This window comes from Franzmannia qiaohouensis, from assembly GCF_031451695.1.
Taxonomy (GTDB): domain Bacteria; phylum Pseudomonadota; class Gammaproteobacteria; order Pseudomonadales; family Halomonadaceae; genus Franzmannia; species Franzmannia qiaohouensis.
Map to the genome: position 1 here is coordinate 236,575 of NZ_JARWAM010000003.1, position 13,047 is coordinate 249,621.

A 13,047-nucleotide genomic window follows, 5' to 3' on the forward strand; every position below is an offset into this window, starting at 1 on the left:
GACCAAGGGGAGGATGCATGTTCGCCGGCTGGCTGCTGATCGCCATTTCACTGACCTACATCGCGGTACTGTTCGCCATCGCCTGGCGCGGTGACCGCCATGCCCGGCTGCACGGTGCCAGCCGCCGGCGCCCGGTCATCTACAGCCTTGCCCTGGCCATCTACTGTACCTCCTGGACCTTCTACGGCGCGGTGGGCGAGGCGGCAACCTCGGGCTGGTCGTTCGCCAGCATCTTCGTCGGACCAATCCTCACCTTCCTGCTGTTCTGGCCGGTATTGGCCAAGATGATTCGCGTCGCCAAGCACCAGAACGTCACCTCGATCGCCGACTTCATCGCCTCGCGCTACGGCAAGACCCAGTCGCTGGCCGCCTTCGCCAGCCTGGTGGCACTGATCGGCACCCTGCCCTACATCGCCCTGCAGCTGAAGGCGGTATCGACCTCGTTCATGGTGCTGACCGATACCTCGGACATGACCCGCACGCCGCTATTCGCCGACACCGGCTTCTACGTGGCGGCGGTGATGGCGGTGTTCGCGATCCTGTTCGGTACCCGCCATACCGACGCCACCGAGCACCACGAGGGGCTGGTGCACGCTATCGCCTTCGAGTCGCTGGTCAAGCTACTGGCCTTCCTGATCCTCGGCGCCTACGTCACCTGGGGGCTGTTTGGTGGGCTCGGCGACCTGCTGGGCCAGGCGGAACAGCAGATGCAGCTGCAGCAGCAGCTCGCCGCCCAGGACTTCGGCCGCAGCTTCTGGGCCCAGACCCTGCTCGCCATGCTGGCGATCTTCTGCCTGCCGCGGCAGTTCCACGTCGCGGTGGTAGAGAACACCCACCGCGACGATGCCACCAAGGCGCGCTGGCTGTTCCCGCTCTACCTGGTGGCGATCGGCTTCTTCGTGCTGCCGCTGGCCGCCGCCGGCCTGATCATGTTCCCCGGCGGCGACGTCGAGCCGGACACCTTCGTGCTGGCCATCCCCATGGCCGCAGGCAACGAGCTGCTGACCCTGCTGACCTTCATCGGCGGCTTCTCGGCGGCCACCGGCATGGTGATCGTCGCCGCGGTGGCGGTGTCGATCATGATCTCCAACGAGATCGTGATCCCGGCGCTGTTCCGGCTGCGCTGGTTCGACACCAAGCCCCGCGACTACGGCCGCCTGGTACTGCGCGCACGGCGCATCACCATCGTCGCCATCCTGGCGCTGGCCTACGGCTTCCATCAGCTGATTGCCGAATACGGCACCCTGGCCTCCACCGGCATGCTGTCGTTCGCCGCCGCCGCCCAGTTCGCCCCGGCGCTGCTCGGTGGGCTTTACTGGAAACGCGGCAACCGCCTCGGGGTGATCGTCGGCATGAACATCGGCTTCGGCATCTGGGCCTACACCCTGCTGATGCCGACCCTGATTACCGCCGGCGTGCTGCCCCAGGCGTGGCTGGTCGGCGGCCCGCTGGGCATCAACTGGCTGGCACCAACCCAGCTGTTCGGCCTCAATATCGGCGATAGCTTCACCCACGGCGTGATGCTGTCGCTGGGCCTCAACCTGTTCTTCTATATCTTCGTCTCGCAGATGACCCCGCAGCGGGTGGTCGAGCGCATCCAGGCCTCGCTGTTCGTCGACAGCGTCGAGACCCGCCAAACCTCGGTCAACCGGCCCTGGACCGGCGCCACCACGGTGGGCGACCTCAAGGTGCTGTGCGAGCGCTTCCTCGGCGCCGGCCAGGTGTCGCGGGCCTTCGAGGACTACGCCCTACGCACCGGCAAGCCGCTGGAGGATACCGCCCGCGCCTCCATCGACGTGATCCAGTTCACCGAGCGTTTCCTGGCCTCGGTACTGGGGGCGTCGTCAGCGCGCATCGTGGTCAACTCGGCGCTGCAGGGCCGCGGCATCGGTATCTCGGACGTGATCTCGATCGTCGACGAGGCCTCCCAGGTGCTGGAGTTCAACCGCGCCCTGCTGCAGGCCACCATCGAGAACATCAACCAAGGCATCAGCGTGGTCGACCAGAACCTGCGCCTGGTGGTATGGAACCAGCGCTACCTGGAGCTGTTCCGTTTCCCCGACCACCTGATCCGGGTCGGCGCGCCGATCGACAAGATCTTCCGCTACAACGCCCACAACGGCGAGTACGGCCCCGGAGACCCCGAGGAGCACGTCGAGCTGCTGATCGACAACATCCGCCAGGGCCACCCGCACCGCTACGTGCGCTACCGCCAGGACGGCACCGTGCTCGAGGTGCAGGGCAACCCGATGCCCGGCGGCGGCTTCGTCTACACCTACCAGGACATCACCCAGCAGAAGCGCATCGAGGAAGCGCTGATCCGCTCCGAGAACAATATCCGCATCTACACCGACAACGTGCCGGCGCTGATCGCCTACTTCGACAAGGAGTGCCGCTACCTCTTCACCAACCGCGCCTACGAGCAGGCTTTCAACATCGACCGCAACGCGGTGATTGGCGAGCGTGTCGACGCGGTGATGCCGGCGCACATCGCCCGCGACCGCGCGCCGTGGATGAAGCGCGCCCTGGCCGGCGAACGGGTCAGCTTCGAGATCTCGCTGGACGACGGCGAAGGCGGCACCCGCTACATGCTGGTCACCTATACGCCACACTTCGGCGACAGCGGCACCATCCTGGGTTTCTTCTCGCTCTACCAGGACATCACCGAGCGGCGCCTGGCCGAGATCGCCTTGAAGGAGACCAACGAGAACCTCGAGGAGCGGGTTCGCGAACGTACCCAGGCGCTGTCGGAAGCCAACGCCGCGCTACGTCAGGAGAACCGCGTGCGCGCCGAGGCCGAGCAGGCGCTGCGCCAGGCCAAGCAGGTCGCCGAGGACGCCAACGCCTCCAAGACCCGCTTCCTGGCTGCTGCCAGCCACGACCTGCTGCAGCCCCTCAACGCTGCGCGGCTGTTTACCTCGGCACTGGCCCAGGAGGTCGACGCCGAGGACATGAAGCGTACCATCGGGCATATCGACAACTCGCTGCAGGCCGCCGAGGAGCTGCTCGGCACTCTGCTCGATATCTCCAAGCTCGATGCCGGCGCCCTGACCCCGCGGCGCAGCCACTTCGCCCTGGCCGATATCATTCGCCCGCTGCGCGCCGAGTTCGAGGTAATGGCCGAGGAGCGCGGCCTCGACCTGATGGTGGTCACCACCGGCTGCTGGGTCGACAGCGACGCCCAGATGCTGCGCCGCATCGTGCAGAACTTCCTCTCCAACGCCATTCGCTACACCCAGCAGGGTCGCGTACTGCTCGGCTGTCGGCGCCGCGGCGGGCGCCTCTCCATCGAGGTCTGGGACTCCGGCCCCGGGATCCCCGAATCGAAGCTCTCGGAGATCTTCCAGGAGTTCCGGCGCCTCGATCAGGCCTCGCGCCACAAGGAGAGCGAGAAGGGCCTGGGGCTGGGGCTGTCCATCGCCGACCGCATGAGCCGGGTCCTCGACCACCCGATCCAGGTGCGCTCCTGGGAAGGGGTCGGCACGGTGTTTTCGGTCAGCGTGCCGCTGGTCGCCGCCCAGGCGCCGCGTGACAGCGACGAGGAGCGGCCGTCGCGGCGCGGCGGCAACAAGCTGGCCGGCGCCAAGATCATCTGCATCGACAACGAAACGCTGATTCTCGAGGGCATGAAGGCGATGCTCAGCGGCTGGGGTTGCGAGGTGTTCACCGCCACCTCGATCGGCGGCGCCAAGTCGATCCTGCGTCACCTGGAGGGCGACCCGGACGCCATCCTCGCCGACTACCACCTCGACAACGAGGTCACCGGGATGATGGCGCTGGAGGCCCTCGCCGAACGCCTCGACGGCGCCGTGCCGGGCATCGTGATCACCGCCGACCGCACCGACGAGGTCGCAGAGGAAGTGCGCCGCGCCGGCTACCAGCTGCTGCTCAAGCCGGTGCGCCCGGCGGCGCTGCGCGCCCTGCTGACCCGCACCCTGCAGGCCAGCCGCGCAGGACGGTAGTAAGAAGGTAAATGTCCACGACACAGCGGCCTCGGGGACAGAGCGAAGCGGGGGTTCTGCGCCATGGATGGCGCAGGTAGCGCCCAAGGATGGTTTACAGCGCCCCCGCGTAGGCCTGTCGCCGAGAAAGCCGCGAGAACAGACTGACCACGAAAAACCCCACCGGACTCGACATCCGATGGGGTTGGGTCAGCTATCTCGGCTGGCGCGCCCGAGCAGTTGGACGCTAGGACTCGACCTTGGGCGGTTCGACCTCGAGCTTCTGCGCAGCGATCACCGCCTGGGTCCGCGAGTGCACGCCCAGCTTGCGCAGGATCGCCGTCACGTGGGCCTTGATGGTGGCTTCCGAGACGTTGAGCTCATAGGCGATCTGCTTGTTGAGCAGGCCTTCGGTGAGCATGTTGAGTACGCGGAACTGCTGCGGCGTCAACGAGGCGATGGCTTCGGCGAACTTGGTCTCCTCCTCGTTGGACTCGCCCAGCGCCTCGGCCAGCTCCGCCGGCAGCCACACTTCTCCGTCGAGGATCTCGCCCACCGCTTCAGCGATCAGCGACAGCGACGATGACTTGGGAATGAAGCCCGAGGCGCCGTAGTCGATGGCGCGCCGCACCACGTAGGGCTCGTCGCTGCCCGAGACCACTGCCACCGGAATATCGGGCATCTGGCCGCGCAGCTGGATCAACCCGGAGAAGCCGTGCGCCCCGGGCATGTGCAGGTCGAGCAGGATCAGATCGGCGTCCGGATGCCGCGTGACTACCTCGGTAGTCGCCTCCATGGTATCGGATTCGACGATTTCGGCCTGGGGTGCCAGCTGTCGCAGCGCTTGGGTCAGGGCCGCACGGAACAGCGGATGGTCATCGGCGACGATGAATTTCTGGGCAAAGGCCATTGAGACTCCTCCGGTTCCTCTTATTGCGAACGCGCGGCCATTGCCAACGCGCGGCCGCCCCCTCGGCGCCTAGGGGCGGGTTCGCCATTGTTACACGGCATGTTACCCCATGGCGATGAAGAATCCCAAGCCCGCATATTCAATCCTGCGCGCTGGCATCGGGCACCGCCGTTAGACATGAAAATGCCGGCTTGTTACGGCCGGCATTTTCTCTATCCGGCGGCGCTGTTCACCTGGCGCTCACCGGTCGGCGCCGCGCTCAACGGTTAGCGCGATTCTCGATCAGGTCGTCGACCACGGTGGGATCGGCCAGGGTGCTGGTATCACCCAGGCCGTCACACTCGTTGGCAGCGATCTTGCGCAGGATACGGCGCATGATCTTGCCCGAGCGCGTCTTGGGCAAGCCCGGCGCCCACTGGATGATATCCGGCGAAGCGATCGGCCCGATATCCTTGCGCACCCACTGGGTGAGCTCCTTCTTGAGCGCATCGCTGGGTTCGCTGCCGTCGGTCAGGGTCACGTAGATATAGATGCCCTGGCCCTTGATATCGTGGGGGAACCCCACCACGGCGGCCTCGGCCACCGCCGAGTGGGCGACCAGCGAGGACTCTATCTCGGCGGTACCCATGCGGTGCCCGGAGACGTTGAGCACGTCGTCGACACGCCCAGTGATCCAGTAGTAGCCATCCTCGTCGCGGCGGCAGCCGTCGCCGGTAAAGTACATGCCCTCGTAGGTCGAGAAATAGGTCTGGACGAAGCGCTCGTGGTTGTTCCAGATGGTCCGCGCCTGGCCCGGCCAGGCATCTAGGATCACCAGGTTGCCTTCGGTGGCGCCCTCAAGGATGTTGCCTTCGTTGTCGACCAGCGCCGGCTGCACGCCGAAGAACGGCCGTGTCGCCGAGCCCGGCTTGAGGTCGGTGGCGCCCGGCAGTGGCGTGATCATGATGCCGCCGGTCTCGGTCTGCCACCAGGTATCGACGATCGGGCACTTGCCGTTGCCGATCACGCGGTGGAACCACTCCCAGGCCTCGGGGTTGATAGGCTCACCCACCGAGCCCAGCAGCCGCAGGCTGGTACGCTTGCTGGAGTCCATGACCTTGTCGCCGTGGGCCATCAGTGCGCGGATCGCGGTGGGCGACGTGTACAGGATGCTGACGTTGTGCTTGTCGATCACCTCGCCCAAGCGGCCGTTGGTGGGGTAGCTCGGCACCCCCTCGAACATCAGGGTGGTGGCGCCGTTGGCCAGCGGCCCGTAGACGATATAGCTGTGGCCGGTGACCCAGCCGACGTCGGCGCTGCACCAGTAGACCTCGCCCTCCTGGTAGTCGAAGACGTACTGGTGGGTCAGGCTGGCGAAGGTCAGGTAGCCGCCGGTAGTGTGCTTGAGGCCCTTGGGCGCGCCGGTGGAACCGGAGGTGTAGAGGATGAACAGCGGATCCTCGGCGTTCATCTCCTCGGCGGGGCAGTCGCTGGACTGCTGGTCGACCAGCTCGTCGAACCACACGTCGCGACCCTCGTGCCACTCGATATCGCCCCCGGTGCGCTTGACCACCAGTACCGATTCGGCGACGTCGGTGCCGTCGCGGGTCAGGGCGGCGTCGACATTGTCCTTGAGCGGCACCTGCTTGCCACCACGGACCGACTCATCGGAAGTGATCACCAGCTTGGACTGCGAGTCGATGACGCGCTGGGCCAGGGCGTCCGGCGAGAAACCACCGAACACCACCGAGTGGATCGCGCCGATCCGCGCACAGGCCAGCATCGCCATGGCCGCTTCGGGGATCATCGGCATGTACAGGGTAACCACGTCGCCCTTCTTGACGCCCAGCGACTTGAGCGCATTGGCCAGCTGGCAGGTCCGCGCGTGCAGCTCGCGGTAGGTGATGGTCTTGGACAGGTTGGGGTCGTCGCCCTCCCAGATGATCGCCGGCTGGTCGCCGCGCGTCGCCAGATGGCGGTCAAGGCAGTTGGCCGAGGCGTTGAGGGTGCCATCCTCGTACCAGCGGATGTCGACGTTGTCGGAGGCGTAAGAGGTGTTCTTGATCTTGGTCGGCGCCTTGATCCAGTCGAGTCGCTTGGCCTGCTCGGCCCAGAACGCATCGGGTGCATCGACCGACTGCTGGTACATTGCCAGGTATTTTTCGTTGTCGGCCCAGGCATTGGCAGCGAACGACTCGCTCACCGGATAGACATGCTGCTGTTCGGTCATCGATTAACCCCTGTCCATGAGTGGTTATGGAATGACGATTGCCGACGGCGAATTTTGCTGCAGCGCGTCGACCCTAAAAACACACCCAGCATATACCCCTGCAGGGCGTCCGCCTTTTAGACATTGGTATTAACAAATAACCATTTAACAACAGTAACTTATGACGATTTTTCGTCAGCCTCACCGGGCGCATAGACCAAGGTCTGAGCACAATGTCGACAACGATAGCGGCTGCCGCGCCGGGCCAATGCATGGCGACGCGCAGTAAAGAAGTGGGCGCGACAGGCGCAGCGATAGCAGTGCGGCGCGGGGCTCGCACGGCTGACATCGAAGCGGTGGGTGACGTGGGGCTCGCGGGCAAACAGCCGGCGCATCACCGTCTGCCACTCGCGGCCATGGGGCCTTGCACGCGGCCCGTCGTCGAGGTGCTGGACCAGCCAGTGGGCCATCTCGTGGGGCACCACCTCGGCCAGGAAGGCATGGCGGTTCTCGGCGTAGAGGCGCGCGTTGAAGCGCAGCCCGCCGCGGCCGAAGTGGGCCTGGCCGGCACTCTTGCCGCGTAGGTCGCACCACACTCGCGGCCGCGGCAGGTCGGGGTGCACCTCGCGACAGCGCTGCCAGGCGGCCTCGACCTGGGCCTGCAGGCAGGCCTCGAGCTGTGTGGCATCGAGGCCCTCGAGATAGTCGCGAGAGGGAACGGGGAGCGCTGAAAAGGTCATGGGGTGCTAGAATGACCGGCCAATTCGCCGCCGTCCAGCCAGAGAGTCCCATGTCCGATACGCCGCCCCCCCAGCCGCTCCTCGACGATGACGCCCTCGACCGTCTCGATGACTTCCTCGCCTCGGAGCGGGTCGGCGAAGACGCCCTCGATCTGATCAGCAGCCACGGCTACCTGGTGGCACTGGCGGTGGCGCCGCGCGAGCTCGATCCGGCGGTATGGATCGGCGAGCTGTTCCACGGCGAGCCGGCCTTCAGCGATGACGCCGAGCGCGACGAGATCATCGGCCTGCTCGAAGCGCTCAAGGCCAACGCCGTCTCAGCCCTTGAGCAGGGCCTGCTGCCGGAGCTGCCCTTCGAGCTGACCCTGGCCGGCCTGCCCCCCGAGGAGACGCCGATCGGCGACTGGTGCGCCGGCTTCATGGAGGCGGTCTTCCTCGACGAACCGGCCTGGTTCGACGGCGACGAGGAGGGGGCTGCGGCGCTGCTGCTGCCGTTCATGGCGCTCTCGGGGCTGTTCGATGATGAGCCCGACATGGCCGAGATGGTCGATCCGACGCGCCTCGAGGGGCTGGTCCAGCAGTTGCCCGAGCTGGTACTCGACCTCTACCTCAACTACCGGGTGCCGCCGGAAAAGCCCAAGCCCACCCCGCGCAAGAAAGCCCGCGGCGGACGCGGCAAGCATTAAGAGGGAAGAGGGAAGAGGGAAGAGGGAAGAGGGAAGAGGGAAGAGGGAAGAGGGAAGAGGGAAAATAGCCTAGCGTCCCCTCCCCCTAAACAAGGTTTTTCTTCACTCTTCCAGCGGCGCAGCCGCGATCTTCTTCAGGCGCGAAGCGCCGCTTTTATAGCTCCCGGCGAAGCCGGGTTAGCGCAGCCGCGTCAGCATCCCGTCGAGGCTGCCGAACAGCCACTCCTTGAGGCGCTGCAGGCGCGGCCGCTGGGCCCACTGCACGGGATCGATCTCGTGGCTGGTGGTGAAGTTGCGTTCGAACAGCGCCGCCACGTCCTGGGCGAAGCGGCGATCATCGACCTCCTGGTTGGCCTCCAGGTTCCAGTGCAGGCTCCAGTGGTCGAAGTTGCACGAGCCCAGGGTGCACCAGTCGTCGGCCAGCGAGAACTTGGCGTGGATGAAGGTCGGCTGGAATTCGAAGATGCGCACCCCGGCGCGCAGCAGGCGGCCGTAGAAGCGCTGCCCGGCGTAGCGCACGCCGGGATGGTCGTGGGCGTCGCCGGGCAGCAGCAGGCGCACGTCGACGCCGCGCCGCGCGGCCCGCGCCAGCCGTCGGCGCAGCGACAGCGTCGGCACGAAATAGGGGGTGCAGATCCAGATGCGCTGGCGCGCCGACGAGACCTGCTGCTGCAGCGAGTGGCGAATCGCCTGGTAGCGATAGCCCTGCCCCCACACCACGCGGCCGCGCATGCCCTGGTAGTCGTCGCTGTCGTGGGGGGCGACCGCCAGCTGGCGCACCAGCCGCGCCGCACCGTCGCCGCGGGTCAGCGGCGAGTCCCAGACCCGCGAGAATAGCCGCACCCAGTCGGCCACCACCGGCCCCTCGATACGCACCGCCACCTCGTACCAGGCGTCGAGGAACTCATCCACGGCCCCGAAGCCGCCGGTAAAGGCCACCTCGCCGTCGACCACCACCAGCTTGCGATGGTCGCGGCTGAGGTTGCGCGCCAGCGAGTGGAAGCCCAGCGGGTTGAAGAAGCGCAGTGCCACGCCGCGCTCGCGCAGCTCACGACGCTCGTCGTCAGCCAGGCCCATGCCGCCGTAGCCGTCGAGCATCAGCATCACGCGGACCCCGCGCTCGGCGGCGCGCCCCAGGGCATCAATCAGGCCACTGGCCAGCCGCCCCGACTCCATCAGGTAGAGCTCGATGAGTATCGATTCCCGGGCCGCCTCGATGGCGCTGAACATTTCCGGAATGAAGCACTTGGCCTCTGCCAGCAGCGTGAAACGGTTGCCCTCTCGCCATACCCCGCGCATGCACATCCTCCCCGTGGTCAATCGGCATTGACGCACGTTTGCCGGCCCAACGAAAGCTGCAGGGCGGCCCGCGCCGCCGCTATACTGGTGCCGACATCCCGCGACAAGGCAAAGGAATGGCCGCGAACGCCCTGCGACACCCGCTACGCTGGCTGCTATCACGCTGGGTCGAGGTACGCCTGATCGAACCCGACCCGGCGAGCCTGGCCCTCGACCCGGCACTGCCCACCCTCTATGTACTGCCGCATCCCGCCAGCTCCGATGCGGCGCTGCTCGGCGAGCTGTGCCGCCAGCACGGCCTGCCCGACGCCGATGCCACCCTGTCCCTGGCCGGACGGGCGCACCCTGCACGCCTGAGCCTCAGCCCGCCTCGCCGAGGCTGGCGGCGCCGCACGCACCGCGCGCCCTTCCTCGGCGCGCTGCAGCACCTCGACCACGCCGCGGGCAGCGATGTTCAGCTGGTGCCGGTGAGCATCTTCTGGAGCCGCGCGCCGGGCAAGCGCTTCGGCCTGGCCAAGCTGCTCGCCGACGATGACTGGCAGCTGGTGGGGCGCCTGCGCCGGCTGTGGTCGATACTGGTCAACGGCCGCAACGTCGAGGTGCACTTCGGTGCGCCGCTGCGCCTTGCCGAGCTGCGCTACGGACGCGACGATGCGCTCACCAACCGCAAGGCGGCCCGCCTGCTGCGGGTGCACTTCCGGCGCATGCGCAGCCGGGTACTGGGCCCCGACCTCTCCCACCGCCGTACCCTGGTCGACGGCGTGGTGGCAAGCCCTGCAGTGCGCCAGGCGATTCAGGAAGTGGCCATCGCCCAGCGGCGTTCGCCGCGACGCATCGAGCGCCGTGCGCGGCGCTATGGGCTGGAGATCGCCTCCAACATGTCCTACCCGGTGCTGCGCTTCATGGACCAGTTGCTGACGCGGCTGTGGAACCGTCTCTACGACGGCGTCGAGGTCCAGGGGCTCGCACGAGTCAAGGCGCTGGCCGGCGACCATACCCTGGTCTACGTGCCCTGCCACCGCAGCCACGTCGACTACCTGCTGCTCTCCTACGTGCTCTACCGCGACGGCCTGATGCCGCCCCATGTGGCCGCCGGGCGCAACCTCGACATGCCGCTGATCGGCGGGCTGCTGCGCCGCGGCGGCGCCTTTTTCCTGCGCCGCAGCTTCAAGGACAACCGCCTCTACGGGGCCGTGTTCAACGAGTATCTTCACCGCCTGATCGCTCGTGGCCACCCTCTCGAGTACTTCATCGAGGGCGGGCGTTCGCGAAGCGGCCGCATGCTGCCACCGCGGCCTGGCATGCTGGCCATGACGCTGCGTTCGCACAGCCGCGACGCCAGCCGACCGCTGGCCTTCATTCCGGTGTATATCGGCTATGAGCGCATCCTCGAGGGCGGCAGCTATCAGCGCGAACTGCACGGCGGCAAGAAGCGCAAGGAGTCGCCGCTGGGACTACTGCGAGTCGCCAGGCAACTGCGCGAGCCCTTCGGCCGCGTCGCGGTCAGCGTCGGCGAACCGCTGATCGCCGACGCCTTCCTCGACCATCATGCCCCTCGCTGGCGCCACGAGCACAGCGCCCGCCCGAACTGGCTGAACCAGGCGGTACCGGCGCTCGGCGACGAACTGGCACGGCGCATCAACGCCGCCGCCACCCTCAACGCCGTCAATCTGGTGGCCCTGGTACTGCTGGCCACGCCTCACCGCGCCATCGAGACGCGGCTGCTGTCCCGTCAGTTGGCGCTGCTCGCAGACTGCTGCCCGGCCACGCAGCGCCCCACCGGCGACCCCGCCCAGTGGATCGCGCGGGTCGCCGAGCTCGGAATGGTCCAGCGCCGCGACCAGGCCCTCGGCGAGCTGGTATTGGCCAGCAGCGACCAGGCCGAGCGGCTCAGTTGGTACCGCAACAATGTGCTGCACCTGTTCGCCGGCCCGGCGCTGGTGGCGTTTGCCTTTCGCAACCACACCACCCTGCACCAGGGTGAGCTGATCGAGCGCCTGGCGCCGGGCTGGCCGATCATCGCCCGCGAACTCTTCCTGGCGGTACCCGAGGACCTCAGCGAGACTCTCGGCCAGGCCGTCTCCCAACTGGCCGACCAGGGCCTGCTCAGCCATGACGGCGAACGCTGGCAGCGCCCGGCCCCGCATCTCGAGGCCTTCGAGCAGCTGCGCCTGCTCAGCCAGCTGATCCAGCCGACCCTGGAGCGCGGCTACCTGCTGCTCAACCTGCTACTGGCTGCGCCCAGCGGCCGGCTGAGCCGCGACGACCTCGCCGAGCGCGGCCGCCAGCTCGCCGAGCGCCTGGCGCTGCTGTCGGGACTCGATGCGCCGGAATTCTTCGATCAACGGCTGTTCGCAGGCCTGGTCGACAGCCTGATCGAGGAGCGCTGGCTATGGCAGCAGGATGAACGGCTATGCTACGACGCGCGGCTGGTCGACGCCGCCCAGCGTGCCCGCGAGCTGTTCGACCCGGCGCTGCGCCAGCGCCTGATGCAGCTCGCTGCGACACCCGAGGTTCAAGCCGACAGCGAGCGATGAACGTAGAGGTCGTAGCGGCTGGTCTTGCCTTCGATGGCGTGGCCAGGCGCGGGGCCGGCAATGGGTGGCGCCTTGCGCGGTCGCTTGACCGCTACACGGTGGGTGGCGACGTCCAGCGCCGCCTCGAGCAGGCGCGGTGCATCGCCATCGTCGCCGGCCAGCTCGCGGAATATCCGCATCTCTTTCTTGACCAGTGCCGACTTGTCGCGGTGCGGAAACATCGGGTCGAGGTGGATCACCTGGGGGGAGAAATGCGCTGCGGCGACCAGCGCCGCCAGCTCGCGGGCGGCATCGCCGTGGGCCAGCGCCAGGCGGGCGCTGATCTCGGCGAGCTCGGGCTCGCTGGCGGCGCGGTTGAGGCCATCCTCGAGCAGGGCAGCAATTGCCGCGACGCGCTCGATCATCAGCACTCGCGCGCCGAGGCTGGCGAGCACGAAAGCGTCGCGGCCCAGGCCCGCAGTGGCATCGACGATCGACGGTGCCGCGGCCTTGCCAAGCCCACAGGCCTTGGCCACCAATTGCCCACGCCCGCCGCCGAAGCGACGCCGATGGCCAGCCTTGCCGCCCACGAAATCGACCTTCAGCGGTTTGCCATAGCGGCCTTCATCGCCGGCCAGCACCAGTGCCCCGGCGTCGCGCAACAGCCTCAGCCCGGCGTGCTGCTCGGCCTGCCAAGCCAGGCCATAGCGGGCGGCAAGGGGCTCGAGGCCCTCGCCGCAGACCATCACCTCAGCGCTGTCGGCCAT

8 protein-coding genes are annotated in these 13,047 nt (G+C 67.4%); 3 read left to right on the top strand and 5 right to left on the bottom strand.

Going from position 1 to position 13,047, the window contains the following annotated elements; genetic code table 11:
• Positions 1-17: 17 nt before the first annotated feature.
• A complete protein-coding gene (locus QC821_RS05325) occupies positions 18-3,962 on the top strand; it encodes a hybrid sensor histidine kinase/response regulator (RefSeq protein WP_309717994.1) in 3,945 nt (1,314 codons plus the stop codon).
• A gap of 226 nt (positions 3,963-4,188) precedes the next feature.
• Here QC821_RS05325 and QC821_RS05330 read toward each other — a convergent pair whose 3' ends face one another.
• The 3 genes from QC821_RS05330 to QC821_RS05340 all read right to left on the bottom strand — a co-directional run bounded on the left by QC821_RS05330 (position 4,189) and on the right by QC821_RS05340 (position 7,779).
• Positions 4,189-4,851 (bottom strand): LuxR C-terminal-related transcriptional regulator, encoded by a 663-nt coding sequence (locus QC821_RS05330; protein WP_076746479.1) that lies wholly within the window; start codon positions 4,849-4,851, stop codon positions 4,189-4,191.
• Positions 4,852-5,110: 259 nt separating this feature from the next.
• Complete coding sequence (acs, locus tag QC821_RS05335) at positions 5,111-7,060, bottom strand: acetate--CoA ligase (RefSeq protein WP_309717998.1); 1,950 nt, start codon at positions 7,058-7,060, stop codon at positions 5,111-5,113.
• A 158-nt stretch (positions 7,061-7,218) separates the two neighbouring features.
• Entirely contained in the window at positions 7,219-7,779 is a 561-nt protein-coding gene (locus QC821_RS05340; protein WP_309718001.1) for a SprT family zinc-dependent metalloprotease, read from the bottom strand.
• A gap of 50 nt (positions 7,780-7,829) precedes the next feature.
• Here QC821_RS05340 and QC821_RS05345 point away from each other — a divergent pair, with 50 nt between their 5' ends.
• Positions 7,830-8,465 carry a YecA/YgfB family protein gene (locus QC821_RS05345; RefSeq protein ID WP_309718003.1) on the top strand — a complete coding sequence of 212 codons (636 nt, stop codon included), beginning with the start codon at positions 7,830-7,832 and terminating at the stop codon, positions 8,463-8,465.
• A 177-nt stretch (positions 8,466-8,642) separates the two neighbouring features.
• On the opposite strand, the gene QC821_RS05350 is transcribed toward QC821_RS05345, so the two are convergent.
• A complete protein-coding gene (locus QC821_RS05350) occupies positions 8,643-9,764 on the bottom strand; it encodes a phospholipase D-like domain-containing protein (protein WP_309718006.1) in 1,122 nt (373 codons plus the stop codon).
• A gap of 116 nt (positions 9,765-9,880) precedes the next feature.
• On the opposite strand from QC821_RS05350, the gene plsB reads away from it, so the two are divergent.
• Positions 9,881-12,301, top strand: a complete 2,421-nt coding sequence (plsB, locus tag QC821_RS05355) for a glycerol-3-phosphate 1-O-acyltransferase PlsB (protein WP_309718009.1) — start codon at positions 9,881-9,883, stop codon at positions 12,299-12,301.
• Here plsB and QC821_RS05360 read toward each other — a convergent pair.
• Entirely contained in the window at positions 12,280-13,047 is a 768-nt protein-coding gene (locus QC821_RS05360) for a class I SAM-dependent methyltransferase (protein WP_309718012.1), read from the bottom strand. The two genes, plsB and QC821_RS05360, sit on opposite strands and share 22 nt — an antisense overlap.

Excerpts from the sequence above, each read along its gene's own strand:
- QC821_RS05340 (WP_309718001.1), bottom strand. The coding sequence starts at position 7,779 with ATGACCTTTTCAGCGCTCCCCGTTCCCTCTCGCGACTATCTCGAGGGC.
- acs (WP_309717998.1), bottom strand. The coding sequence starts at position 7,060 with ATGACCGAACAGCAGCATGTCTATCCGGTGAGCGAGTCGTTCGCTGCC.
- QC821_RS05330 (WP_076746479.1), bottom strand. The coding sequence starts at position 4,851 with ATGGCCTTTGCCCAGAAATTCATCGTCGCCGATGACCATCCGCTGTTC.
- QC821_RS05345 (WP_309718003.1), top strand. The coding sequence starts at position 7,830 with ATGTCCGATACGCCGCCCCCCCAGCCGCTCCTCGACGATGACGCCCTC.
- QC821_RS05350 (WP_309718006.1), bottom strand. The coding sequence starts at position 9,764 with ATGCGCGGGGTATGGCGAGAGGGCAACCGTTTCACGCTGCTGGCAGAG.
- plsB (WP_309718009.1), top strand. The coding sequence starts at position 9,881 with ATGGCCGCGAACGCCCTGCGACACCCGCTACGCTGGCTGCTATCACGC.
- QC821_RS05325 (WP_309717994.1), top strand. The coding sequence starts at position 18 with ATGTTCGCCGGCTGGCTGCTGATCGCCATTTCACTGACCTACATCGCG.
- QC821_RS05360 (WP_309718012.1), bottom strand. The coding sequence starts at position 13,047 with ATGGCCGACAGCGCTGAGGTGATGGTCTGCGGCGAGGGCCTCGAGCCC.